General features: G+C 71.2%; 24 protein-coding genes. 13 read left to right on the top strand and 11 right to left on the bottom strand.

Features of this window, described 5'->3' with window-relative positions; translation table 11 throughout:
* Positions 1-529 precede the first annotated feature (529 nt).
* A complete protein-coding gene (locus tag AB0I21_RS38870; RefSeq protein WP_360568695.1) occupies positions 530-1,306 on the bottom strand; it encodes a VTT domain-containing protein in 777 nt (258 codons plus the stop codon).
* A 110-nt stretch (positions 1,307-1,416) separates the two neighbouring features.
* Between AB0I21_RS38870 and ispF the strand changes: the two genes are divergently transcribed.
* From ispF to AB0I21_RS38850, 4 genes are all read left to right on the top strand, one after another.
* Positions 1,417-1,893, top strand: coding sequence for a 2-C-methyl-D-erythritol 2,4-cyclodiphosphate synthase (ispF, locus tag AB0I21_RS38865; protein WP_344509154.1), 477 nt, complete (start codon positions 1,417-1,419; stop codon positions 1,891-1,893).
* Positions 1,894-1,910: 17 nt separating this feature from the next.
* A complete protein-coding gene (locus AB0I21_RS38860; protein ID WP_354889701.1) occupies positions 1,911-2,279 on the top strand; it encodes a PPOX class F420-dependent oxidoreductase in 369 nt (122 codons plus the stop codon).
* A gap of 111 nt (positions 2,280-2,390) precedes the next feature.
* Positions 2,391-2,897, top strand: a complete 507-nt coding sequence (locus tag AB0I21_RS38855; RefSeq protein WP_360568694.1) for a SigE family RNA polymerase sigma factor — start codon at positions 2,391-2,393, stop codon at positions 2,895-2,897.
* The gene (locus AB0I21_RS38850; RefSeq protein WP_360568693.1) at positions 2,894-4,015 is read left to right on the top strand and encodes a hypothetical protein; all 1,122 of its coding nucleotides are present in this window, start codon (positions 2,894-2,896) and stop codon (positions 4,013-4,015) included. Before AB0I21_RS38855 ends, AB0I21_RS38850 begins: the two co-directional genes overlap by 4 nt.
* Here the strand turns inward: AB0I21_RS38850 and AB0I21_RS38845 are convergent.
* Complete coding sequence (locus tag AB0I21_RS38845; protein WP_360568692.1) at positions 4,012-5,175, bottom strand: homogentisate 1,2-dioxygenase; 1,164 nt, start codon at positions 5,173-5,175, stop codon at positions 4,012-4,014. The genes AB0I21_RS38850 and AB0I21_RS38845 overlap by 4 nt on opposite strands.
* An 84-nt stretch (positions 5,176-5,259) precedes the next feature.
* Between AB0I21_RS38845 and AB0I21_RS38840 the strand changes: the two genes are divergently transcribed.
* The 4 genes from AB0I21_RS38840 to AB0I21_RS38825 all read left to right on the top strand — a co-directional run bounded on the left by AB0I21_RS38840 (position 5,260) and on the right by AB0I21_RS38825 (position 9,410).
* Complete coding sequence (locus tag AB0I21_RS38840; protein WP_360568691.1) at positions 5,260-6,099, top strand: hypothetical protein; 840 nt, start codon at positions 5,260-5,262, stop codon at positions 6,097-6,099.
* 5 nt (positions 6,100-6,104) lie between these two features.
* Positions 6,105-7,304 (top strand): fumarylacetoacetase, encoded by a 1,200-nt coding sequence (gene fahA, locus AB0I21_RS38835; protein WP_360568704.1) that lies wholly within the window; start codon positions 6,105-6,107, stop codon positions 7,302-7,304.
* Between the two features lie 139 nt (positions 7,305-7,443).
* Positions 7,444-8,757 carry a PQQ-binding-like beta-propeller repeat protein gene (locus AB0I21_RS38830; protein WP_360568690.1) on the top strand — a complete coding sequence of 438 codons (1,314 nt, stop codon included), beginning with the start codon at positions 7,444-7,446 and terminating at the stop codon, positions 8,755-8,757.
* A gap of 149 nt (positions 8,758-8,906) precedes the next feature.
* On the top strand, positions 8,907-9,410 hold the full coding sequence (locus tag AB0I21_RS38825; RefSeq protein ID WP_360568689.1) for a DUF305 domain-containing protein: 504 nt from the start codon (positions 8,907-8,909) through the stop codon (positions 9,408-9,410).
* Between the two features lie 780 nt (positions 9,411-10,190).
* Here the strand turns inward: AB0I21_RS38825 and hisC are convergent.
* From hisC to hppD, 4 genes are read right to left on the bottom strand one after another with little or no spacing between them, the layout of a single operon-like run.
* On the bottom strand, positions 10,191-11,228 hold the full coding sequence (hisC, locus tag AB0I21_RS38820) for a histidinol-phosphate transaminase (protein ID WP_360568688.1): 1,038 nt from the start codon (positions 11,226-11,228) through the stop codon (positions 10,191-10,193).
* Positions 11,225-12,172, bottom strand: a complete 948-nt coding sequence (locus AB0I21_RS38815) for an RDD family protein (RefSeq protein ID WP_360568687.1) — start codon at positions 12,170-12,172, stop codon at positions 11,225-11,227. Before AB0I21_RS38815 ends, hisC begins: the two co-directional genes overlap by 4 nt.
* Complete coding sequence (locus AB0I21_RS38810) at positions 12,169-12,795, bottom strand: RDD family protein (RefSeq protein ID WP_360568686.1); 627 nt, start codon at positions 12,793-12,795, stop codon at positions 12,169-12,171. The genes AB0I21_RS38815 and AB0I21_RS38810 overlap by 4 nt, the downstream gene beginning before the upstream one ends.
* 10 nt (positions 12,796-12,805) lie before the next feature.
* On the bottom strand, positions 12,806-13,963 hold the full coding sequence (hppD, locus tag AB0I21_RS38805; RefSeq protein WP_360568685.1) for a 4-hydroxyphenylpyruvate dioxygenase: 1,158 nt from the start codon (positions 13,961-13,963) through the stop codon (positions 12,806-12,808).
* A 101-nt stretch (positions 13,964-14,064) separates the two neighbouring features.
* Between hppD and AB0I21_RS38800 the strand changes: the two genes are divergently transcribed.
* From AB0I21_RS38800 to AB0I21_RS38790, 3 genes are read left to right on the top strand one after another with little or no spacing between them, the layout of a single operon-like run.
* On the top strand, positions 14,065-14,550 hold the full coding sequence (locus AB0I21_RS38800) for an Lrp/AsnC family transcriptional regulator (protein WP_360568684.1): 486 nt from the start codon (positions 14,065-14,067) through the stop codon (positions 14,548-14,550).
* A 57-nt stretch (positions 14,551-14,607) separates the two neighbouring features.
* Positions 14,608-14,886 carry a hypothetical protein gene (locus AB0I21_RS38795; protein ID WP_360568683.1) on the top strand — a complete coding sequence of 93 codons (279 nt, stop codon included), beginning with the start codon at positions 14,608-14,610 and terminating at the stop codon, positions 14,884-14,886.
* A complete protein-coding gene (locus AB0I21_RS38790) occupies positions 14,879-15,238 on the top strand; it encodes a CopG family transcriptional regulator (protein ID WP_360568682.1) in 360 nt (119 codons plus the stop codon). Before AB0I21_RS38795 ends, AB0I21_RS38790 begins: the two co-directional genes overlap by 8 nt.
* 121 nt (positions 15,239-15,359) lie before the next feature.
* Here AB0I21_RS38790 and AB0I21_RS38785 read toward each other — a convergent pair whose 3' ends face one another.
* From AB0I21_RS38785 to AB0I21_RS38775, 3 genes are all read right to left on the bottom strand, one after another.
* Entirely contained in the window at positions 15,360-16,988 is a 1,629-nt protein-coding gene (locus tag AB0I21_RS38785; protein ID WP_360568681.1) for a fumarate hydratase, read from the bottom strand.
* A gap of 13 nt (positions 16,989-17,001) precedes the next feature.
* The gene (locus AB0I21_RS38780; protein WP_344509184.1) at positions 17,002-17,310 is read right to left on the bottom strand and encodes an AzlD domain-containing protein; all 309 of its coding nucleotides are present in this window, start codon (positions 17,308-17,310) and stop codon (positions 17,002-17,004) included.
* Positions 17,311-17,383: 73 nt separating this feature from the next.
* On the bottom strand, positions 17,384-18,064 hold the full coding sequence (locus tag AB0I21_RS38775) for an AzlC family ABC transporter permease (RefSeq protein WP_344509186.1): 681 nt from the start codon (positions 18,062-18,064) through the stop codon (positions 17,384-17,386).
* A gap of 87 nt (positions 18,065-18,151) precedes the next feature.
* On the opposite strand from AB0I21_RS38775, the gene AB0I21_RS38770 reads away from it, so the two are divergent.
* Complete coding sequence (locus AB0I21_RS38770) at positions 18,152-18,703, top strand: XRE family transcriptional regulator (RefSeq protein WP_344509188.1); 552 nt, start codon at positions 18,152-18,154, stop codon at positions 18,701-18,703.
* Here AB0I21_RS38770 and AB0I21_RS38765 read toward each other — a convergent pair.
* Complete coding sequence (locus AB0I21_RS38765) at positions 18,700-20,025, bottom strand: PQQ-binding-like beta-propeller repeat protein (protein WP_344509190.1); 1,326 nt, start codon at positions 20,023-20,025, stop codon at positions 18,700-18,702. The genes AB0I21_RS38770 and AB0I21_RS38765 overlap by 4 nt on opposite strands.
* A gap of 275 nt (positions 20,026-20,300) precedes the next feature.
* Entirely contained in the window at positions 20,301-21,581 is a 1,281-nt protein-coding gene (locus AB0I21_RS38760) for an esterase-like activity of phytase family protein (RefSeq protein ID WP_360568680.1), read from the bottom strand.
* 359 nt (positions 21,582-21,940) lie between these two features.
* Between AB0I21_RS38760 and AB0I21_RS38755 the strand changes: the two genes are divergently transcribed.
* Positions 21,941-24,838, top strand: coding sequence for a BTAD domain-containing putative transcriptional regulator (locus AB0I21_RS38755; RefSeq protein WP_360568679.1), 2,898 nt, complete (start codon positions 21,941-21,943; stop codon positions 24,836-24,838).
* Positions 24,839-24,858: the final 20 nt, after the last annotated feature.

Raw genomic sequence — 24,858 nt, 5'->3', positions numbered from 1 at the left:
TGAGGGGCGGGGCTCCAGGGTCGGCGTCCGTCCACCCGCGTGAGGAGGTTGGCATGCTCGTTCCCCTCGTCGGCTCGCCGCCCCGTCCGGTCACCCGTGTGCGGAAGTTGGCGTCTGGGGACCGAGCCCGGCGACGGCCGAAGCCAGGAGGGGCGCCTCTGTAGGCCTGGTTGGGGTTGATGTCCGGAGGCGGGCGTCTGGAGACCCGCGTCTGGAGCCGACGGTCCGAATGCCCGCGTGTGAAGGTCGGCGTCTGAGGCTGGTGTCCAGAGACCTGCGGCCGGAAACCCGTGCCCAAACCGCGCCCGGAGAGCCGCGTCTCACAGGTCAGCGTCTGGGAGACCGGTGCTGGGGATGCATGCGTGCGGTGTCCGGAGATCCGCGTCTCCAGGTCGGCGGCCGGAGACCGGTGTTGGGGAGGCGTGCGCCTGGAGGTGAGGGGCGGCGTGCACGGGCGAAGAGGCGTACACAACGAAACCGGCCCCGGGCGATGAGCGCCGCGGGGCCGGTGGAAGACGGGAAAGGGTGGTCAGGCGGCGGCCGGGGAGACCGGAGCGGCCGAGACCGGAGCGGCCGAGACCGGGGCGGCCAAGACAGGGGCGGCCAAGACAGGGGTGACCTGCTTGCGGGGGCGGCGGCGCCAGACCAGGTAGGAGGCGATCGAGCCGCCGATGCCCAGGGTCGCGATCGCCACGCCGGCGATGGACATGCCCAGGTGGTCGCCGCGGGCGGTGGCTGAGCCGAGGGCGGCGTAGGCGATGGTGGCGGGCAGGGCGCCGAGGGTGGTGCCGGTGATGAACGCGGACCGGCGGACGCGGGTGGTGCCGAAGACGTAGTTGGCCACGCAGAACGGCACGAACGGGATCATGCGGGAGATGATCACGGCGACGATGCCGCGGTTGGCGACGGCCTGCTCGACGGCGAGGAAGCGGCCGCTCAGGTGGCGGGTCATGAACTCGCGGCCCAGGAAGCGGCCGATCGTGTGGGCGATCAGCGCGCCGAGGGTCACCCCCGCCAGGATGTACAGGACGCCGCCGGCGAAGCCGAAAAGGACGCCGCCGACGCCGGCGAGGAGGGTCCGGGGGACCAGGGCGGTGGTCAGCAGGGCGGTGCCGAAGACGGCGATCGCCGGGGCGAACGGATGGTCAGGGCCCACGGCATGGGTCAGCGACGATTTGTCTGGGTGGATGATCAGCATCACCACGGACAACGTCGCGACCAGCAGGGCGAGCAGCCCGAAGCGCAAGGCGGCTCCGGTGCGCCACCACTGCTGTGGGGCTTTCGGGGTCGTCTGGTCGCTGCGCACCCGACCTAGCCTAGGCCCGGAACGCCACGATGCCGAGCCTGATGACGAGCCAGCAACCGGAAGTTCACGATTGTGCACCGGTCGTCGTACCCTCCCAAAGTGATCCGGAAATGATGTTGATCGGCAACGGGACGGATGTGCACGCGTTCGAGAAGGGGCGCGAGTGCTGGGTCGCGGGGCTCAAGTGGGACGGGGTCGACGGCCTCGCCGGGCACTCCGACGGCGACGTCGCCGCCCACGCGATCTGCGACGCGCTGCTGTCCGCGGCGGGCCTGGGTGACGTCGGGGCGATCTTCGGCACGGGACGGCCGGAGTGGTCCGGCGCGAAGGGCGTGACGCTGCTGGCCGAGGCCGCGCGGCTGGTCCGGGCGGCGGGCTATGAGATCGGCAACGTGTCCGTGCAGGTCATCGGCGTCGCGCCGAAGGTCGGCAAGCGCCGCGCCGAGGCGGAGGACACACTGAAGGCCGCCATCGGGGCGATCGTCCGGTTGTCGGGCACGACCACCGACGGGCTCGGCTTCACGGGCCGCGGTGAGGGTCTCGCCGCCACCGCCGTGGCGCTGATCTATCCCGTACCGAAGGAGTAGAGACACACGTGAACGAGATGCTGCGCGAGCTGCTCGACCGCCGGGCGTTCCTGGTGCTCAGCACGATCAACCCGGACGGCGCCCCGCAGTCCAGCGTGATCTGGGCCAAGCACGACGGCGGCGATGTCGTCTTCTCGACGATCCGCGGCCGCCGCAAGACCCGCAACATGGAGCGCGACCCCCGGGTGTCGATCTGCGTGTACGACCCCGCCAACCCGTACCGCCACGTCGAGCTCCGCGGCACCGTCGCCATCACCGAGGAGGGCGGGCCGGAGCTGATCGACGAGCTGAGCCGCTCGTACGACGGCAAACCCTGGATCGAGAAGGTCCCGGGCGTGACGAGGGTGGTCTGCCGGGTGACCGCCACCAAGGTCGTCGAGCACTAGCGAAAAGTCGAGCACCAGCGAAAGTCGAGCACTGGCGAAAAGTCGAGCGCTGGCGAAAACTCGCACCCAACCGCCGCCGGCCCGCCGCGCGTCAATGCGGCGGGAGGCGATGTGCGCGACGAACTGGAGCGGGAGTACGTGGAGTACTTCCAGCCGCGGCTGCCGCAGCTGCACCGGCTGGCGGTGATGCTCTGCGGCGACGCCGACCGTGCCGACGACATCGTGCAGGCGGCGGTCACGACGCTGTACGCGCGGTGGCGGCAGGTGCGGCAGGTCGGCAACCTCGACGCGTATGTGCGGCGGAGCGTGGTCAACGCGTTCCTGAGCGAGCGCCGCCGCCCCTGGTCCCGGGTCGTGCTGACCGAGACGCCGCCCGACCGGCCGGCTGTCACGGGGCAGCCGGCCGACGAACAGCTGGTGGTCCGGGCGGCGCTGCGGAAGCTGCCGCCGAAGCAGCAGGCGGTGCTGGTGCTGCGGTTCCTGTGCGACCTGCCGGTGGAGCAGGTCGCGGAGCTGGTCGGCTGCTCCGCGGGGACCGTGAAGAGCCAGACGTCGGACGGGCTGGCGAAGCTCAGGAAGCAGCTGGGCGTGCTCGCGCCGGCCGGAGGTGCACGATGACCGAGGATCTGCTGGCCCCGCTGCGCGACCCCGACGTGCGGCCGCCGAGGGTCGACCTGCACCGGGCGATCCGGACCGGCCGGCGCCGGCGCAGGATCCGCAACGCCGCGGTCGCCGCCGTCGCCGTGCTGGCGGTGACCGTCGCGATCGGCGCCGTGCGGAGCCGCCCCCAGGCCATGCCGGCGGATCGGACGCCGGTGCCGCTGCCGACGTCGACGATCGCGCCGCCGTTCGGCGAGTGCACGATCAGCAAGGAGACCGCGCCGTGGGCGAAGTGGCATCCGTGGTTCGTGCTGGACGACACCTGGCGGGTGGTCGTGCACCTCGAGGCGCGGGGCACGGGACCGGTCGAGGCGGTGCGGTACGTGGACGGTGCCGTCGAGCGGATCCCGGACGTGCCGAGCAGGTTCCAGGTGACGAACGTGAACCGCGCGGGTGACTTCGCCGGGGTCAACGGGAAGGTCGAGCGGGGCTGGGTGTACCGCGACGGCCGGTTCAGGGCCCTCACGCTCCCCAAGAGCGCGACACACCTCGCGCTGACCGACATCAACGAGGCCGGCGATCTCCTCGGCGCGGTGGACCTGGGAAACCCCATGGGTTACGAGGCGGCGGTGTGGCCGGGCGGCCGGCCGGACCGCCCCCGGATGCTCAAGGCTCCCGCCGGTCATGTCGCGCGGGCGACCGGGATCGCCTGGGACGGCCTGATCGTCGGCGAGCTGGTCAAGGGCGATGTCGTCACACCGTATCTGTGGCACCCCGACGGCACCGGCGAGCCGTTGCCGGTGCCGCCGGAGATCGGCGGGAAGGTCGAGGTCACCGGCCTGACCGGTGACTGGGCGGTCGGGTCCGGGGTGCGGTGGAACATCCGCACCCGCCATGCGGACGTGATCAACGGCCTGAGCCGCCGGTGGGCCGTCGTCGACATGTACGGGCGGGTCTACGGCGAAACGGACACGCCCGAGCACCGGCAGGCGGTGTGGGTCAACGGCACCCTCCAGCCGGTGCCCGACCGGTTCGAGGGCCAGACGGCGCAGCCCGAGGCGGTCCGGGACGACGGCCGGCAGCTGTTCGGCTGGTCGATCCCGGACAACAGGCCGGTCCGCTGGGACTGTGGCTAGTCGGTGCGGGCCCAGGTCCAGGCGTAGCCGGTGTCCTCGACGGACAGGCCGGGCTCGCACAGGTCGAGCGGGCGGAACGTGTCGACCATGACCGCCAGCTCGTCGAACGCCTCCACGCCGAGCGACCGCTCGACCGCGCCCGGCTGCGGGCCGTGGGTGAAGCCGCTGGGGTGCAGCGAGATCGAGCCCTGGACGATGCCCGACCCGCGGCGCGCCTCGTAGTTGCCGCCCGTGTAGAAGAGCACCTCGTCGGAGTCCACGTTGTGGTGGTTGTACGGCACGGGGATGGACAGCGGGTGGTAGTCGACCTTGCGCGGCACGAACGAGCAGATGACGAAGTTCGGGCCTTCGAAGGTCTGGTGCACCGGCGGCGGCTGGTGCAGCCGGCCGGTGATCGGCTCGAAGTCGTGGATCGAGAACGCCCACGGGTACAGGCAGCCGTCCCAGCCGGCGACGTCGAACGGGTGCTGCGCGTACACGTGCTCGGTCCACCCGCGCCGGTGCTGCACGAGGACCGGCACCTCGGTGCCCTCCACCAGCAAGGGTGAGGTGGGCGCGCGGAGGTCGCGCTCGCAGTACGGCGAGTGCTCCAGGAACTGGCCGCGCCTGGACAGGTACCGCTTGGGCGGCCCGATGTGCCCGGACGCCTCGATCACCAGCAGCCGGACCTCGCCGGAGACCGGCACGAGCCGGTGGATCACCGACGTCGGGATGATCGCGTAGTCGCCCTCGCTCAGCGGCAGCGCGCCGAACACCGACTCGACCAGCATCGAGCCGGACTCGACGTAGAGGCACTCGTCGCCGATCGCGTTGCGGTACAGCGGGGATGGCGCCGTCGCGACCGCGTAGGACAGCCGCACGTCGTCGTTGGCCAGCAGGTGCTGCCGGCCCAGGACCGCGTCGGAGGGCCCGCCGCCGAGCTTGTGCGTCTGGAGATGGCGCGGCTTGAGCGGCAGGTTGGGCGCGCGGGTCGTGGCGAACGGCGTCACCACGGTGGCCGATAGAATAGCCGTCGGTCGATGTGTGTGGTACAGCAGGGACGAGTCGCTCGAAAAACCCTCCTGCCCCATCAGCTCTTCCGCGAACAGCGAGCCGTCCGGCTGGCGAAACTGGGTGTGTCGCTTCGGTGGAACCTCGCCCACGCGACGGTAGTAGGGCATCGCTGCCTCCCGGAAGAAGTGGAAACCGTCCGGATAGCGGACGAAGTTGTCCGCCCTGTATAGCGTCCATTAGATTCGGAAGCCGTGTCAAACGCAGTACCGCCTCTGCTGGCCGCCCTGGTCGACGACGCCGCCGTCTTCCCGCCGGGGAGCATGCCGCTGCCCGACGCCGTCCCGGCCCACCTCCGCCACCGCGCCGGCCGGTGGGCGCCGATGATCGGCCCGCTGCTGGTCCCCGCCGCCGACCTGCCCGAGATCGCCGCGACCGTCGACATCGGCGTCGTCGGCGAGCCCGCCGCCGTGGACCAGGCCCTCGCCGCGGTCCCCGGCAACCTCACCGTCCGGCAGGTCGAGTCGCCCGTCGCCAAGCGCGGCGAGGACCCCGCACCCGGCATCGACCGGCTCGCCGCCCTGGCCCAGAAGCACAGCGACAAGCCGTGGGCCTGGTACTTCGAGGTGCCGCTCGCCTGGGGCCTGATGCAGGCCCTCGATCACCTGGCGAGGCTGCGGGCCGACGGGCTGCCGGCCGCCGCGAAGTTCCGCACCGGGGGGCTCGCCGCCGAGCTGTTCCCGACGCCGGTCGAGCTCGCCGCCGTGATCTGCGCGTGCCGGGACCGGGAGCTGCCGTTCAAGCTGACCGCGGGCCTGCACCACGCCGTGCGGCACACCGACCCCGACACGGGCCTGGTCCACCACGGCTTCCTCAACGTGCTCGCCGCGTGCCTGGCCGCCGAAGACGGCGCCGAGCCCGCCGACCTGGCCGGCATCCTCGCCGCCACCGACGGGCTCCCGCTCGCGACGGCCGTCCGCGGCGCGCTGGACCGGCCGCGCCCGCTGTGGGTCGGCTTCGGCAGCTGCAGCGTCGACGAGCCCGTCACCGACCTGACCAACCTGGGCCTCCTACCCCGAGAGGTGCATGCGTGACCCCCGTGACCCCGTGGATCCAGCCCGCCGCCGACGACCCCTTCGGCCTGCACAACCTGCCCCTGTGCGCCACCCGTGACGGGTGGGTCGGCGTCCGCGCCGGCGACCTCGTCCTCAACCTCGCCGCCGCCGAGGAGGCCGGCCTGGTCGACGCCGGCGGCGCGTTCACCGGCGCGCCGAACCTGAACCGCTTCCTCGCCGCCGGCCGCCCCACCTGGACCCGGGTCCGCGCCCAGCTCACCGACCTCTTCACCGGCGGCGTGACCGGGACCGTCGAGCAGCACCTGCACCCGGTGGACGGCGTCGCGCTCGCGCTGCCGTTCGAGGTCGCGGACTACGTCGACTTCTACTCCTCCGAGCAGCACGCCAACAATCTCAGCGCGATCTTCCGCCCCGACGCGCCGACGCTGCTGCCCAACTGGAAGTCGCTGCCCATCGGGTACCACGGCCGCGCCGGCACCGTCGTCGTCTCCGGCACCGACATCCCGCGCCCCCACGGGCAGCGCAAGGCGCCGGACGAGGAGCGCCCCAGCTACGGCCCGTCCCGGCGGCTGGACGTCGAGGCCGAGCTCGGGTTCGTCGTCGGCACGCCGTCCGTGCCCTCCAAGGGAGCGATCGCCGTCGACGACTTCCGCGAGCACGTGTTCGGCGCCGTACTGGTCAACGACTGGTCCGCCCGCGACATCCAGGCGTGGGAGTACCAGCCGCTCGGCCCCTTCCTGGGCAAGTCCTTCGCCACGTCTGTGTCGCCGTGGGTCGTGCCGCTGGACGCGCTGGAGCCCGCGAAGGTGGCCGCCGTGGTCCAGGACCCGCCCGTCCTGCCCTACCTCACGGAGTCGGAGCGCTACTCGTATGACATCCGCTGCGAGATCCGGTGGAACGGGACGCTCGTGTCGCGGCCGCCGTATGCCGGCATCTACTGGACGCCCGCGCAGCAGCTCGCCCACCTCACCGCCAACGGCGCCTGGGCACGCACCGGCGACCTGTACGCGTCCGGCACCATCTCCGGCGACACGCCCGAGCAGACCGGCTCGTTCATCGAACGTACGTGGAACGGCGCACAGCCGGTCCGGCTCGACGACGGCGCGACCCGTAGCTTTCTGCTCGATGGCGACACGGTCACGATTTCCGCCACCGGGTGGTGTATGGGTGGCGCCGTGGTTGGCTTTGGTGAAGTGACCGGCACGGTGGTGACGCGGGTGTGAGAAGCCCGGCGATCGACGGTCACCGTGAGCAGAATGCGACGATCGCCGGGTATGGTGCCCCGCGGAGGTGGTTATGGGGACCGGTGGTGCTGGGCGTCTTTCGGTGCGCCCGCGGACTTGGCCCCGGTCGTTGCGCCGGGTGCTCACCGCGCTCCTCGCGCTCGTGGTCATCGCGGCGATGGGCGTCACCGCGTACCGGACCCTCAAGCCGGCCGAGACGGTCAGCAGCGCCAAGAAGCCGGTGCCGTCGCCCGAGCCGATCAAGTCCATCCAGTACGCCGAGCTGCCCTCCGCTCCGCTGATCGTCGAGGGCCGCCTGCGCGTCTACACCGAGCAGCGCCGGGTGTTCGCCGACACGCCCGTGACCGCGCAGCGGCTGATGACGCCGCACTGGGCGTACCGGCGCTGGCCCGCGGAGGTCGTCTCGGTCGTCGCCGTCGAGAAGCCCGCCAGCGGCGTCGGCATGTCCGTGGTCGTCACCAAGTGGTCCGACGGCGAGATCGTCGCCCTTGACGCCGAGAAGGGCGACATCGTCTGGCAGGTGCGCATCGACCCCGCCGACGGCGAGACGTTCAAAGGCCGCCGCACCGGCGCGAAGACGCTGTACAGCCCGGAGGACCTCTTCGTCACCACCTCGGCGCTGGACCACCAGCAGGTCGTCATCGCCACCGGCAAAGACGTCGTGCAGGCCATCGACCCGGTCGACGGCAAGATCCGCTGGACCCACTCCTTCGCCGCCACCCCCGGCTGCCACGCCGTCGACTGGACCAGCCTCGACGCCTACTTCGTGAAGGACACCTGCGCCAAGCCGGCGACCCTCGAGGTGTACGACGCCGGCACCGGCGCCCTCCTCACCACATGGCGCCCGCCGGGCGCGTCGATCGGCCCCGACAACATCACCAACTGGTACCTGGAGCCGACCTCCTGCCAGCTCGGCCGCTCGGGCTGCGCCCTGTTCAAGGCCGCCCCGACCGGCGACGTGGTCTCCTTCGCTGACGCCGCCTCAGGCATCGGCAGCATCACCCCCACGTACTGGTCCCTCGGCGCCGACCACATCGTCAAGCCGGAGCTCGTGCCCGACAAGGACAAGGTCGTCGTGGTCGGCGACGTCCTGGCCGAGCAGGTCGTGGGCGGCTACATCTGGGCGTTCTCCCGCACGTCCGGCCAGCGCCTGTGGATGTCGGAGGTCTCGGGCACGCTGATCGGCGCCGACCAGCGCAACGTCTACCTGATCAACCGCGACTACCAGCTCCTGGTCCTGAACGTCGTCACCGGCGCCGTCACGTCGAGCACCGAGCTACGGATCCGGCCGGAGGACAGGTTCGTGTTCAGCGAGCTGTACCTGCACGGCGGCTACCTGAGCGTGGAGCGCCTGCACACCACCAACGCGTCGGAGATCGACGACAGGTACTACTTCAGCATGAACACCGTCGTCCTGGTCGGCATCGGCTGATGCCACCCGCCCTTGCCGGCGCCCCTGCTCGCGGCGGTCGTGCTCGCGGCGGTGGCCTTGCTGCGGCCGTCACGCTGACCTCGGCGCTGCTGGCCGCCTGCTCTTCCGGCTCTGGCTCCGGCTCGCATGGTCACGATGCCACGCCGAGGGTGACGGCATCGGCCGGCGCGTCGCCGACGGTCTCCGTTGCCTTCAACGCGACCGACGTGCAGTTCGCGACCGACATGATCCCCCACCACCAGCAGGCCGTGGACATGGCCGACCTGGCCGCCACCCACGCCTCGAGCCCCGACGTGAAGGCCCTCGCCGCGAAGATCCGCAAGGCCCAGGATCCCGAGATCGCCACCATGTCCGCCTGGCTCCGCTCATGGGGCGAGCCGGTCCCGGGCCCCATGCATCACGAAGCGGGCGACATGGGCGGCATGCCCGGCATGCTCACCGACACCGAGCTCCGCCAGCTCGCGGCCGCCACCGGCCCCGCCTTCGACACCAGGTTCCTGACCCTCATGATCAAGCACCACGAGGGCGCCATCGAGACCGCGAAGACCGCCCAGGACCAGGGCTCAGCGGTCAAACACCTCGCCGCCGAGATCGCGACAACCCAGACCGCCGAACTCGCCGAGATGAAGACCCTCCTCGACAAGCTCCCGTAGCCCCCACCCCCACCCAGCCCTCCCGTCTCTCGCGCGTGCTCTCCGCCTCACGCCTCCCGCACGTGCTCTCCGCCTCCCGCTCTCCGCGCCTGTCTCCCACCTCGCGCCTCCGCCTCTGCCTGAGCGTCGACCACGTGCAGCACCGCACCGCCGCCCGCGCGCCGGCGCTGCTGCACCAGCCGAGCCTTCCGCCTCACGCCGTCTGCCTGGCGCTGTTCGCCTGCACCTTCCGCGGCCTGCGCCTGTTTCACGCTTTCGACGATGTTTGTCGAGGGCTGCGGCCTGCGTCTTCTGCCTCGCGGCCTCCGTCTCTTCGCCCCGCGACTTCCGCTGACGCCTTCCGCTCGTGCCTTCCGCCTCGCACCGCAGGCCTTCCACCTCCCGCACAGACGTTGGTCAATGCCCATGTATGCGGCTTTTGTTCCATCGACGGTGCGCGATCGGTCCACAAGTGGATCTCTGATTTGTGGGTGGATCGCGCAACGTCGATGGCGGAAATCGGACTTTTCGGGGCATTGACCAAAGTCTGTGTGGCGGCACTGCGTCGGCCTGCGCGTGTGCTGGGATCGTATTGACCAACGTCTGTGCTGGGGCGGCTGGATCGGCTGCCGGGCGGCGTCGGGGTGGTGGCGGCCTTGTGCTGGCGTGCTGCGTCAGCGGAAGGGTGCGCTGCGTGAGGGCCGGTCAAGGTCGGGAGTGGTGCGGGTCAGGGGCGCTCGCCATGCAGGGATCCGGAAGGCCTCGGGCTGGGCGAGGTCTTCCGGATCGTGAGCGCAGCGGTCAGAGGCAGTCGAGGAAGGCGTCGTTCTCGCCGGGGGAGCTGATCGTGACGCGGACGCCGTCGCCGGCGAAGGCGCGGACGATCACGCCGGACTCCTCGCACTTGGCGGCGAAGTCCAGGGCGGCGTCGCCCAGTGGCAGCCAGAAGAAGTTCGCCTGGGTGTCGGGGACATCCGGGTACACCTTGCGGACGGCGGTGACGACCCGCTCGCGCTCGGCGGTGATCAGGTCGACCCGGCGCTGCATCTCGTCGGCGGACTGCAGGGCGGCCAGGGCCGCGGCCTGCGCCGTCGCCGAGGTCGAGAACGGCGTGATGACCTTGCGCACGGTCGCGGCGACCTCGGGGGAGCCGATCAGGTAGCCGACGCGCAGGCCGGCCAGGCCCCACGCCTTCGAGAGGGTGCGCAGGACGACGACGTTGGGGCGGTCGCCGTACTCGACCAGGCCGTCGGGCACGTCGGGGTCGGTGACGAACTCGCGGTACGCCTCGTCCAGGGCGACCAGCACCGTCGGCGGTACAGCATCCAGAAACGCGTCGAGAGCGGCCTTGCCGGCGGCGGTCCCGGTCGGGTTGTTCGGGTTGCAGACGATGACCAGGCGGGTCTTGTCGGTGATCGCGGCGGCCATGGCCGGCAGGTCGTGCTCGTGCGAGGCGGTGTTGGGCACGCGGACGCTGGTCGCGGCGGAGGCGGCGGCGATGATCGGGTACGCCTCGAACGAGCGCCAGGTGTAGACGGCCTCGTCGCCCGGGAGGCAGGTCGCGCGGAAGAGGTGCTCGAAGAGGGCGACGGAGCCGCAGCCGGTGGCGATGCGGTCCGGGTCCACGCCCAGCCGGTCGCTGAGCGTGGAGCGCAGCGCGGTGGCGCCCGGGTCCGGGTACCGGTGGGCGCCGCTGATCGCCGCCGTGACCGCGTCGACGACGCCGGGCAGCGGGCCGTACGGGACCTCGTTGCTCGCCAGTTTGATCGCGCCGGGCACGGTGCGGCCGGCGACGTAGGCGGGCAGGGCGTCGAGGTCGGGTCGCGTGAGGCGGGTCATGAAGGATCTCCACTGGGTTCAGAAGGCTGCTGCGGAACGTCCCGCACCACGACGGTGCCGGCCGAACGGTCGTGGAAGGCCCGGTGCAGCGGCCAGTCGATCACCGGCGAGAGGCTGTCGAGGAACTGCAGCACGAACCCGACGCCGCAGGTCCACAGCAGCACCGACAGGCCCAGCGGGTTCCACCGGCGGATGGCGCGGCCGTAGCCGATGCGCTCCTCGCTCTCCAGCCGCATGACCTTGATCTTCAGCAGGCGCTTGCCCAGGGTCTGGCCGTTGTTGGCGATCGCGGGCACCTCGTAGGCAAACCACAGGGCCGCGATGAGGATGAGGATCACCACCTGCAGCGAGTTGGCGCGGTCCGGCGGCACGACGTCGCTGGGCGACTCGTTGGCCAGGTAGCGGTCGTACGACTCCTGGAACACCGGCCACATCTCGCGCAGGTACTGGTAGACGAACCAGCCGGTGACCACGGCGTTGATCAGCAGCAGTGCGGCGATGTCGACGAGCCGGGCGAGCAGCCGCGCGCCGAGGCCGGCGACCTGGCGGCCGTGCGGCATGGCCGCCGCCGGGTTGAGGCCGGCGTAGGCCTGCGGCGGGAGCAGCACCTGGACGGCGCCGGTCGGGTACCCACCGGGCGGGAGGGTGCCCTGCGGCTGGGCGCCGGGCGGCAGCGGCGCGCCCGGCGGCAGCACGATGGCACCCGGCGGCAGCTGGCCGGGTGGGAATCCGCCGGGTGGCACGGGCGTGCCGGGCGGCAGGATCACCGCGCCCATCTGCGGGACGGGCCGCGGCGGCGGTTCGACGGGTGGCGGCGCGACGGCTGGCGGGCCCTCCGGCGCGACCGCGTCGGCCGGGATGGCGTCGCCTATCCAGCCTTCACCGTCCCAGTACCGCTGGACGGCCGGGTCGACGGGGTCCTTGTACCAACCTGGAGCTGTCACCTGTTGACCTTTACCACAACCGTCTCCGCGACCTTGTCGTGCAGGCACTGCTGGAATGGCTTGTCCCACAGCTGCCAGAGGCCGTCGATCCAGGAGAAGAACGGCACGAAGATCGCCACCACGTACTGCATCAGCCAGCGCTTGGCGGCGACCCCGCGGGTGATCGGCGCCGACGGGTTGTCGAGCCGGATGAGCGCCAGACCGAGCGCCCGCTTCCCCAGTGTGACACCGCGGCGGGACGGGAACAGCTCGACGTAGTACACGTAGCTCAGGCCGAACAAGACGACGAAGAGGGCGACGTAGATCAGGATGATCGGCCCGACGAACATTCCGGGGTCGGGGGAGTCGGTGATCTGGCCGGTGACGGGGTCGGTCTCGATCTGCGCCGCCTGCGACTCGATCCAGGCGACGATCGCGATGATCGCCGGGATCATCACGATCATCGAGATGACGCTGAAGACGATCGCGTCGATGAGGTACGCGCCGAGCCGGGCGCCGAATCCGGCGAGCGGCTGGCCGGTCGGCGCCATCGGGACCGGCGGAGGCCCGTAGTAGGCCTGCGCCGGTACACCGTATGCGCCCTGGGGATATGGGTTGTGCTGTGGAGGCTGAGGGTATGTCACCCGGACAGTGTTACAGGTTCCCGCGAATTTCCTGTTCGCGCTCGATGGCCTCGAAGAGCGCCTTGAAGTTGCCCTTGCCGAAGCCGAGCGAGCCGTGCCGTTCGATCAGCTCGAAGAACACCGTCGGGCGGTCCTGCACCGGCTTGGTGAAGATCTGCAGCAGGTACCCGTCCTCGTCGCGGTCCACGAGGATGCCGCGCGCCTTGAGGTCCTCGATCGGCACCCGCACCCGGCCGATCCGCGCCCGCAGCTCCGGGTCGTCGTAGTACGAGTCGGGCGTCACCAGGAACTCCACCCCGGCCGCCCGCATCACGTCGACGGTCCGCAGGATGTCCCCGGTCGCCAGCGCGATGTGCTGCGCGCCCGGCCCGCCGTAGAACTCCAGGTATTCGTCGATCTGCGACTTCTTGCGCGACACGGCGGGCTCGTTGAGCGGAAACTTGACCTTGCGGGTGCCGCTGGCGACGACCTTGCTCATCAGCGCCGAGTACTCCGTCGCGATGTCGTCACCGACGAACTCCGCCATGTTCGTGAAGCCCATGACCCGGTTGTAGAACTCGACCCACTCGTCCATCTTGCCCAGCTCGACGTTGCCGACGACGTGGTCGACCGCCTGGAAGAACCGCTTCGCCGGCGGCGCCACGATGGGCTGCCTCGCCACGAAGCCCGGTCGCCAGGGTCCGCTGTACCGCGAGCGGTCGATCAGCGTGTGGCGGGTCTCGCCGTACGTCGCGATCGCCGCGACCCTGACGGTCCCGTGCTCGTCCGTCTCGTCGTGCGGCTGCTCGAGCCCGGTCGCCCCCTGCCGCAGCGCGTGCGCGTAGGCGGCGTCGACGTCAGGCACCTCCAGCGCGATGTCGGCGATCCCGTCACCGTGCCGCTCGTGGTGCTGCGTCGCCGCGGCCTGCCGGTGCACCCCGCCCGCCAGCACGAACACCGCGGAGCCGGACCGCAGCACGTACTCCGCGTGGTCCCGGTAGCCCTGCTCAGGCCCCCGGTACGCGACCAGTGTCATCCCGAACGCGGTCGAATAGAAGTGCGCGGCCTGCTTCGCGTTGCCGACGTAGAACAGCACGTGATCGAGCCCCGTCAGCGGGAACGGATCATGCGAAACGTCGCGCTCGACAGCACCGATGAGCTCGTTGATGTCCTCGACAGCCTGGGTCATGCGCCAAGCCTCGGTCGCCCACGGCGACTGTGCAAGGAACGCTATTCTGCATGGTCAGGTTGCTCATTTTGCCGCTTGTTTCGGGGGTACTGGTGGACAAGTTGCCCAGTCCGATCGACACGCTGGACGCCCGGCTGATCGCGCTGCTCGCCCTGGAGCCCCGCATCGGTGTGCTGGAGTGCTCCCGCCGCCTGCAGGTCGCCCGCGGCACGGTCCAGGCCAGGCTCGACCGCCTCACCGACCGCGGCGTCATCCGCGGCTACGGCCCCGACATCGATCCCGCGGCCCTGGGCTACGGCGTGACCGCCTTCGTCACCCTCGAGATCCGCCAGCGCTACGGCCACGACCCGGTCGCCGCCCACCTCGCCGAGATCCCCGAGGTCCTGGAGGCCCACACCATCACCGGCTCAGGCGACCTGATGTGCCGCATCGTCGCCCGCTCCAACTCCGATCTCCAACGCGTCATCGACCGCGTCATGGGCTTCGACGGCATCGAACGCTCTTCGACGATCATCGCCCTCGCCGAACAGATCCCCCACCGCACCCTCCCCCTGGTCCACGCCGCCTCCCGCTCACCCGTGGGGTAACTCTGTTCAGCCGCAGCCGCCTGGCCAGGCCGTATACAGAACGTATACACTGCAGAGGTGGGATACCAGTGGATGCCCGGCCTCATGGCGATCCTCCGCGATGTTGCCGAGCATGAGGTCACCCAGGCGCTCAACAACCCGCGCCGGTGGCCTCGACCAGTCAAAGGTCAGCACGGCATCCCGTACCTCGCCATCTGGACCCGCACCGGCACAGGACGTCCGATCATCGTTGTCCTCCGTCATCTCGGCGGACTTGATTCGATGATCGTGGCGGCGAAACCCATGACAACCCTTGAGGCCGCCCAACTCGAGCAATGGGAGCAAGACCATGCATGACGATCTCGACCACGCCCAGATCGCCGCCGACCAGGAGTTCGCCCGTGCGTTCGCTGCGGGCGAGGTCGAGCTTGTCTACGACGACTCGGCTCCGGTGCCGGAGCTGCCACCCGTCGGCGCGCCGGTCACGGTCGTCCGGCCGGTCCGGTTACCGCACGAGGTCGATGCCGCGGTGAAGCGGCTCGCCGACCAGACGGGGACCACGCCGTCCGCGCTCATCCGGCGCTGGATCGAGGCCGCGCTCGTGAACGAGACCACTCCCGACCCGGTCGCGGAGCTGCGGTACCTCAGCGCCGCTGTGCAACGCATCGCCGAGACGCTCGACTCGGACCGGACCCGCAACGCCGCCTGAGGTCGGAGCTCGGCCCAGACTTCGTCCCGGTCGTGGAAGCCGGCCATCGGGTTCGCCTCGGCAGCAGCGCAAACGCGGAAGCCCTCGCCGGTGAGGGCGAGGGCTTCCGGCGGCGAGAAGGTCAGCGGCGGCCGACGGTGAGGACGGGTTTGGTGACTTCGGCGAAGAAGTCGTTGCCCTTGTCGTCGACGACGATGAAGGCGGGGAAGTCGACGACGTCGATCTTCCAGACGGCTTCCATGCCGAGCTCCGGGTATTCGAGGACCTCGACGTGCTTGATGCAGTCCTGGGCCAGGCGGGCGGCGGGGCCGCCGATGGAGCCGAGGTAGAAGCCGCCGTGCGTGTTGCAGGCCTCGGTGACCTGCTTGGAGCGGTTGCCCTTGGCGAGCATGACGAGGGAGCCGCCGGCGGCCTGGAACTTCGACACGTAGGCGTCCATGCGGCCGGCCGTCGTGGGGCCGAACGAGCCCGACGCGTAGCCCTCGGGGGTCTTGGCCGGGCCGGCGTAGTAGACGGCGTGGTCGCGGAGGTAGGCGGGCATCGGCTCGCCGGCGTCCAGGCGTTCGGCGATCTTGGCGTGGGCGATGTCGCGGGCCACGACCAGGGGGCCGGTCAGGGACAGGCGGGTCTTCACCGGCAGGGCCGACAGCTGCGCGCGGATCTCCGACATCGGGCGGGTCAGGTCGACCGCGACCACGTCGTCGTCCAGGTGCTCGTCGGTGACGTCGGGCAGGAAGCGGGCCGGGTCGCGCTCCAGCTGCTCCAGCCAGACCCCGGACTCGTTGATCTTCCCGACGGCCTGGCGGTCGGCGGAGCAGGAGACGGCGATCGCGACGGGGCAGGAGGCGCCGTGTCGCGGGAGGCGGACGACGCGGACGTCGTGGCAGAAGTACCGGCCGCCGAACTGCGCGCCGATGCCGAACTCCCGCGTCAGCTGCAGCACCTCGGCCTCCAGCTCCAGGTCGCGGAAGCCGTGGCCGGTCGGTGAGCCCGACGTGGGCAGCGTGTCGAGGTACTTCGCGGAGGCGAGCTTGGCGGTCTTCAGCGCGTGCTCGCCGGAGGTGCCGCCGATGACCACGGCCAGGTGGTACGGCGGGCAGGCGGCGGTGCCGATCAGGCGGAGCTTCTCCTCCAGGAACTGCATCATCCGGGTCGGGTTGAGCAGAGCCTTCGTCTCCTGGTAGAGGTAGCTCTTGTTGGCCGAGCCGCCGCCCTTCGCCATGAACAGGAACTTGTAGGCGTCGTCGCCCTCGGCGTACAGCTCGATCTGCGCGGGCAGGTTGGAGCCGGTGTTCTTCTCGTCCCACATGGTCAGCGGGGCGAGCTGCGAGTAGCGCAGGTTGAGGCGGGTGTACGCGTCGAACACGCCACGGGCGATGGCCGCCTCGTCGTCGCCGTCGGTGAGGACGAAGCGGCCGCGCTTGCCCATGACGATCGCGGTGCCGGTGTCCTGGCACATGGGCAGGACACCGCCGGCGGCGATGTTGGCGTTGCGGAGCAGGTCGAGCGCGACGAACCGGTCGTTGGGGGAGGCCAGCGGGTCGTCGATGATCGAGCGGAGCTGGGCGAGGTGCGCGGGGCGCAGGAAGTGCGCGATGTCGTGCATCGCCTCGTCGGTGAGGAGCGTCAGCGCCTCCGGGGAGACGGTGAGGAACCGCCCGTCGCGCCCGATCCCGTCGCTGGTGACCAGCCGGTATTCGGTGGTGTCGGGTCCGAGCGGCAGCAGCGGCGAGAACGCGAACTCAGGCATGCCTCGACTGTAGTTACTGGATTCCGGCCAGTCTGAGCAGGGCGGCGGTGAGTGCGGCGGCCACCACGACGACCACGAACGGCAGCTTCCGCCACGCGAGCACGGCGCCGACCACGACGCCGGCCGGCCGGGCGACGCCGACGAAGTCGGTGCCGTCGAGCAGCGCGGCGGTGCCGATGAGCGCGGCGAGCAGGGCGACCGCGGCCAGGGTCAGGTAGCGCTTGACGGCGTCGGAGACCGACAGCCGGCTGCGCAGGACGGGTCCGGCGAAGCGCAGCGCGTACGTGCCGGCGGCCAGGACGATGATCGCGATCCAGCTCATGACGGCCACCTCCGGAACGTGAGAACGGGCAGCCTCGGGACGGCCGCCGCCGGAAAACCCGGAACGGGCAGGCTCATGACGGCCGCCGCTTGGAACCGGGCACGGGCAGCGCGAACGCGAGTCCGAGCAGCGCCAGCAGCACGGGCAACCCGGCCGGCAGCAGCGGCGTGGTGGCGAGCGCGATCGCGGCACCGGCGACTGCCACTCGTACCGACGCGGAATCCTTCAACGAGGGCAGCGTCAGCGCCAGGAGTGCGGCCGGGAACGCCGCGTCGATGCCGTAGCGGTTCGGGTCGCCGAGGGCGCTGCCGGCGATCGCGCCGACGGTCGAGGCGATGTTCCATGTGACGAACAGCGCGACACCGGTCAGCCAGTACGCGCGGCGGCGCTGCGCCGGGTCGTCCTGCGCCAGGGCGAACGCGACCGACTCGTCGGTCAGGATGTGGCTGCCGACGATCCGCCGCCACCGGCTCGCGCCGAGCGTCTCGTTGCCGATCGCCAGGCCGAACGGCAGGTGCCGGGCGTTGAGCAGCAGGCCGGCCAGGACGATCGCGAGCGCGGTGCCGCCGGCGGAGACGAGCCCGACCGCGAGGAACTGCGCGCCGCCCGCGTAGACGAACGCCGACATGACCACGATCTGGCTGAGCGGCAGGCCGGCGGCGGTGGCGATCGCGCCGAACGAGAGGCCGACCACGACGGCCGCGGCACACAGCGCGCTGACGTCGCGGACGATGGGATCCCGTGTTCGTATCATCGAACGCATAGTTCGATATGCTGGACTTCGCTGAAGCCGTTCGTCAAGTCGAATGATTCGTTCGTTAGACCGAACAGGGGGTCGCACATGGGCGCGCCGTTGGAGTTCATCGCCGCCGCGCTGCGCCGCGAGCGCGACCGGGAGAAGCTGTCGCTGAGTGAGGTCGCGAAGCGGGCCGGCATCGCCAAGTCGACCCTCCACCAGCTGGAGTCCGGCGCCGGCAACCCCAACATCGAGACCCTGTGGGCCCTGGCGGTGGCGCTCAACGTGCCGTTCAGCCGCCTGGTCGAGCCGCCAGCGCCGACCGCCCCGCGGGTGATCCGCGCCGGCGAGGGCCCCTCCATCCAGGCCGAGCAGGCCGACTTCGGCGGCGCGCTGCTCGCCACCTGCCCGCCCGGCGCGAAGCGCGACATCTACCTGATGAACGTCGGCATGGGTGGTCCCCGCAAGGCCGACGCGCACCTGCTGGGCACCGTCGAGCACGTGGTCCTCATGAGCGGCCGCCTCCGGGTCGGCCCGTCCGACGCGACCGTCGACCTGTCACCGCACGACTACTGCTCGTTCCCCGGCGACGTGCCGCATCTCTACGAGGCGCTCGAACCCGGCACGTCGTTCACGCTCGTGATGGAGCATCGCTAGCTGTACGGCAGAAACCCCAGATTCCGGCCACGGGAGACGATCAGCCCGTCCGGTCCGACGCCGAGGACGTCAGAGCTTGTCTTCGCGTCGAGTCTGAGGGTGCCGTTGTCCGGCTTGTACGCCTTGAGCGTCCCCGAGTCCCGGATCAGCACCGCGTAGCGGGTGATCGCCACGTCCGCCTTCTCGCCGATCTCCTGCTTCCACGCGGTCTTCCCCGTGGTCAGGTTGATCACCTGGAGGGTCTTCTTGTCGGCGCCGCGGATCAGCCCGTACTGGCTGTCGGCCGCGACCAGCGTGTCCCCGAGCGCCCCCACGAACAGCTCCCGCCCGTCGCGCGGCGACAGGAACACCTCCCGGTTGTCCCCGCGGGTCGCCGCGATCACCGAGTCCGCCCCCGCCGGGTCCCTGCGCTGCTCACACCCCGCACCGGACGACGTCCGCAGGTCGTAGCCGTCCTTGCGCCAGACCGTCTTGCCCGTCGCGGCGTCCCGCGCCTCCAGGCTGTAGCGGCAGTTGCCGTCCTTCGGCTGCGCGGTCGAGACGAGGACCCTCCCACCGACGACCACGATCCGACTGGTGTTCGTCGGTTCTTCGGTACGCAACCGCTTCCCGCTGAGCGTGTCGATCACCTGCACCCGCTGGTCGATCGGGAAGCCCAGCATGGCCGGAATGGCGTTCGGGCTCGCCTCGACGGCGTTGTCGTACGTGTCGGAGAGCAGCCTGGTCCCGAGCAGGTCCGTGTTCACGCCCGCGAGCACCCGCCCGATCCCGGGCAGCGTCAGCTTCCAGATCTGCGCCCCGTCCTTGGGTGAGCGCGCCGTGAGCGTGCAGTCGGTCAACCCACCGCAGGCCAGCGCCAGCACCGAGTCCCGGTAGGTCCACGCCCCGACCGCGTCGCCGTCCTTCCACTTGACGGACCCGTTCGCGGGGTCGACGGCCTCAAGCCCTTTCCCGCGCCGCCCGACGACGACCACCTGACCGGCCCCGTCCCCGGCGACGGCGGCCCAGTCGGCCTCCTTGTCCCACAGCTTCGTCCCGCTGCGCAGCCCCCGGGCCTCGATCGTCCCCCGCATCTGCACGACCACGGCATCCCCGGCGATCACGGCCGCCGACGGCTGCCCCCCGACCCGGTCCGTCCACAACGTCTCGGGCTCCGACAGCTTCCCGCCGCTGGAGGCGACCTTCTCCCACCAGCCCGTGAAGTCCATCGACATCTTGGGCAGCGGATTCCACCCGGTGACCAAAATCCCCGTGATGATGAGCGCCAGCACCCCGATCGCACCGAGCGCCGTCTCAAAGTTCCGGACCGCTCCCCTAGCCACCCGCCCACCGTAACGGCGCCGGATCTTACTGCGGTGGATCGCCCGATTAGCCCGTGTCGCGGATATTTCATCTACCCGTGTCGGTAGCAGTCTCGTGGCAGGCGGGCGACCTTCTGGCGCACGGGAGTCGAGCCAGGTTAGTTCGCAGCTCGTGGAGAAGTGGAGCGCGCTGGCGGGGGCGTGTGCCAACCATGGCGTCGTGATTCCGAAGATCACGGAGATGGGCGGGCAGTGAGGTGGGCCGCCTCGACCGGGGGTGGAGGCGGCCCGTCGGGCTATGCCAGTGGGTGGGTGAGGCGGACCGTGACCAGGGTGGTCTTGATGCCGCTGTCGATCAGGCGGCCGGAGGCGTCGAAGGCGGCTGGGCCGTCGGTCATGCCGAAGTCGTTGTCGTTGATGAGGGCGATCGTCCACGGGTTCAGGACGGCGACGCCCTCGATCTTCTTCTGGGTGCCGGGGACGGTGTTCAGGTCGATGACGAGGGTCTTCGGGACGACAGTTACCGCAGACGCGTCCTGCTCGAGGGAGGGCGCCGTCAAAGGGTTGTCGTAGGGGCCGCCGAGGAGGTTGGTGGCCTTGCGCAGGTCGGCGCGGTAGAGGCGGGCGGCCTGGTCGGTGCGCTCCTGGACGAGGACGGTGTCGGGGCCGAGGCCGACGATGGAGGAGATCTTCAGTTCGGCGGGGTTGGTCTGGCCGGGGTCGACGACCGAGACGGGGGCGAACTGGTAGGCGTACTCGCCGATGACCTTGCCGGAGCGGGGGGAGAAGCGCAGCAGGCGGGTGTTCAGCGACGCCTCGCCGGCGGCCTTGGTCGGGACCAGGAGGGGGCTCTGCAGGCCGATGACCAGGTCGCCGCCGGGGAGGACGCCGAGGCCCTCGAAGCCGCGGTTGACCTTGCGGGAGGCGTAGATGGCGGGGAAGGCCTCGATCACCGGGTAGTCGGTGCCGGTCAGGCCCAGGCCCGACGGGACGTAGCGGGCGAGGACGCGGCCGCGGGACGAGACGTGGACCAGCGAGGGGCTGTACTCGTCGACCAGCCAGAAGGTGCCGTCATCGGCGCGGACGATGCCTTCCGTGTCCAGGCCGTCGGGGTTGATCGACAGCGGGGTGCCGGCGTTGTACGTGTAGGGCTGCTCATCGTGCGGCAGCTGGTTCGGCAGGCCGGTGACGGGCTTGCCGGACGAGGTCGTGATCGGGATGGTCTGCACGACCTTCAAGACGGAACCGGCGGCGCGGACGCGGACGATCGTCGGGTTGAAGTCGGGGGTCGGGAAGGTCCGGCGCTTCTCGGTGCCGACCGTGATCTGGCCGTTGGGGCCGCGGTCGGTGATCGTCCAGTACTCGCCGGGGCGGCCGGTCGGGAAGATGTCGCTGCCGATGCCGCCGAGCTTGACGCCGCGGTCGTCGGCGACGCCGAGGGCGCTGAGCGGGATCGAGGGCAGGGTGGACGTCGCGGTGACCCGGGTGGCGCCGTGAGCGGACGCGGGGGTCGCCGACAGCAGCAGGGCCGGGACGGCGACGGCGGCGGTCACGGCCGCGCGCAGCAGGAATGGCATAGCTCGACACGATGGGCGAGCCGGCCGAAGGCGGTGTGGCCGGAGGGTGAACGGGGGCCGCACACAACGTTGGGCGCGGCCCCAGAATGCGATTTCGCGCCGAAATGTCCCCGTTCGTCCAGAGCAACCCCGCAGAGGGCTTGAGTAGCCCGAATCCGGTTTATGAGCAAACCGCCTGCAAGACCTGGACGCATTCCGGCACACGCATGTCGTTCCACGAAAAAGACTCCACGGCGCTGCTCTTTCGCCGCTCTCATTTGACTACCATCGGGCAATACCGCGTGCAGCTTCGAGGGGAGGCAGGCGCCGCACAGAGGGTGGTTATGCGCAATTCGACCAAGTTTTCGATCTTGGGGCCGGTGCAGATCCGCACGCCAGGCTCGGAGATCACGGTTGCAGCGCCCCGTGAGCGGATCCTCCTGGCGCTGCTGTTGCTGCGCGAAGGGCAGCTGGTGCCGTTCCAGCAGGTGATCTCGGCCCTGTGGGACACCAGCCCGCCGACCACCGCGCGGGCCCAGGTGCACAGCTGCGTCTCCCGGCTCCGCCAGCTGCTGCGCCGCGCCGGGCTGCCCGAGGAGCTCGTCATCACCGAGCCTTCCGGGTATCGCATCAAGGTCGGCGCCGACGAGCTGGACGCCCTGGTCTTCGCCACCCGGGTCGAGCGCGGCCGGGCCGCGGCGGCCGACGGCGACCTGGCCGCGGCCCGCGACGAGCTGCGCGCCGCCCTCGCCCTGTGGCGCGGCCGGCCGCTCGCCGACGTCGACTCCGACGCGGTCCGCGCCTCCGCGGCGCACCTGGAGGAGCAGTGGACCGCCGCCCTGTCGCTCTGCCTGGACCTGGAGCTGCGGCTCGGCGCGGCGGAGGAGATCCTCGCCGAGGTCGCCGACCTGGTCGAGCGGTTCCCGCACCACGAGCAGTTCCGCGGGCACCTGATGACGGCGCTCGCCCGCACGGGCCGGCGGGCCGACGCGCTCGCCGTGTTCCGCCGGGGGCGGGCGATGCTCGCCGAGGAGCTCGGCATCGAGCCGGGCGCCGAGCTCGTCGAGCTGCACCGCAGGATCCTCAACGGCGACGTGACGCTGCTGCTCGCGCCGCCCGAGCCGGCCGACGAGGGGCGCCGCGCCGCCCGCTGCCTGCCGCGCGACATCGCGGACTTCGCCGGGCGGGCCGACGCGTTCGCCGAGATCGTGGCCGCGCTCAGCGACGAGCGGCACGCCGTGCTCGCGATCGACGGGATGGCCGGCACCGGCAAGACCACGCTCGCCGTCCGCGCCGCGCACGCGGTGTCCCCCCGGTTCCCCGACGGGCAGCTCTACCTCGACCTGCGCGGGCACAGCGACCGGGCGCCGCTGGACCCGGGGGAGGCGCTCGGCGCGTTGTTGCGGCAGTTGGGGGTACCGCCGGAGCGCGTCCCAGCCGTCTCGGACGAGCGCGCGGTGCTCTGGCGGACCGAGCTGGCCGACCGCAGGGTGCTGGTGCTGCTCGACAACGCCCTGGACTCCGCGCAGGTGCTGCCGCTGCTGCCCGGCACGGCGCTCACGGGGGTGCTCATCACCAGCCGGCGCCGGCTCGGCGGGCTCGACGGCGCCCGGCCCGTGTCGCTGGACGTGCTGCCGCTCGACGAGGCGGTGGAGCTGCTGCAACGCACCGTCGGCGCCCGCGCCGTCGCCGACCCGGCGTGCACCGTCGAGGTGGTGGAGCTGTGCGGGCGCCTGCCGCTGGCGGTGCGCCTCGCGGGCGCGCGGCTGCAGCACCGGCCCAGCTGGACGATCGCCGACCTGGCCCGCCGGCTGCGCGGCGCCGACCGGCGGCTGCCCGAGCTGGCCGTCGACGGGCGGACCGTGGCGGCGGCGTTCGCGCTGTCGTTCCAGCAGCTGCCCGTGCACCTGCAGCAGTTCTTCGCGGTGCTCGGCGTGCACCCGGCGGGTGACTTCGAGCCGGCCGTCGCCGCCGCCATGGCGCAGCTGCCCGTGGTGGACGCCGAGGAGCTGCTGGAGGGCCTCGTCGACGTCCACCTGGTCGAGGCGCCCGAGGCCGGCCGGTACCGGCTGCACGACCTCCTGCGGGACTACGCGGCCCAGCTCGTGGCCGACGCGGACGCCGTCGTCGACCGGATGCTCGATCATTATCTGTACAGCGTGGCCGCCGCGAACGCGTTCCTGGAGCTGGCCGACACGCGCGTCATGCTGCGGCTGGACACCCCGCCGCCGGCCGCGCGGGTGTTCACCGGGATCGCCGAGGCGCGCGGGTGGATGGAGCGCGAGCTGCCCAACGTCCTCAGCGCTGCGCGCCTCGCCTCCGACCTCGGCCGGCACCGGCAGATCTGTCTGATGACCCGCGCGGTGTCGCCGTTCCTGTTCGGCTTCGGCTACGGCGAGGCGCAGCTCGACCTGTACGAGCGGGCGATCGCGGCCGCGCGGACCCTGCCCAGCGCGGAGCTGGAGGCGGAGGCCCAGAACTACCTCGCCGGCGTGTACTTCCGGATGGGCCGCATGGCGGACGCCCTCTCGACGCTGCGGCTCGTGACCGCCATCGCCGAGCGGGAAGGCATCCCTCGGCTCATGGGCACCGCGCTGACCAACATGGCGATGCTGCACAGCCGGCTCGGCCAGTACGCCGCCGCCATCGCCGCCGCGGAGGCCGCCGCCGCGCTGCACCTGGACGAGGCCCCGGCGCACCTCCAGTTCAAGATCAACAGTACGATCGGCATCGCGCACACCCAGGCCGGCAACTACGACCAGGCCCTGCAGGCCAACCGGCGCGGCCTCGCCGCCGCGCGCACGCTCGGCGGGATGCGCGCCGTCGGCATCATGATGGGCGAGCTCGGCCTCAACCACCTGCACCTCGGCCACCTCACCGTCGCGCCCGCCCTGCTGCGGCGCGCGCTGACGCTGAAGCAGCACTCGGTCAACCAGTTCGGCTCCGCGGAGACCCTCAGCAAGCTCGGCACCGCGCACCGCCTGCAGGGCCACCTCGCCGACGCCCTCGCCTGCCAGCGCGCCGCGCGGTCGCTGATGGACCAGGTCGCCGACGTCTCCGGGCAGTGCCTCACCGCCAACGACCTCGCCCTCACGCTGCGCGCCCTCGACATGCACGACGAGGCCCGGCAGCTCAACGAGGAGGCGCTCGCCAAGTCCGTGCGCATCGGCGACCGGTACGAGCAGGCCCGCGCCCTGGCCGGCCTCGGCCGCCACGAGCAGGCGGTCGCGCTCTTCGAGGAGCTCGGCGTCAGTGATCTGGGCGCGCTCTACCGTTGACGGCGGTCGCCGCGGGGCAC

This window comes from Dactylosporangium sp. NPDC050588, assembly GCF_040654975.1.
GTDB lineage: Bacteria > Actinomycetota > Actinomycetes > Mycobacteriales > Micromonosporaceae > Dactylosporangium > Dactylosporangium maewongense.
The sequence above is the reverse complement of the archived record's forward strand: the minus strand, read 5'-3'. Positions and strand labels throughout refer to the sequence as shown.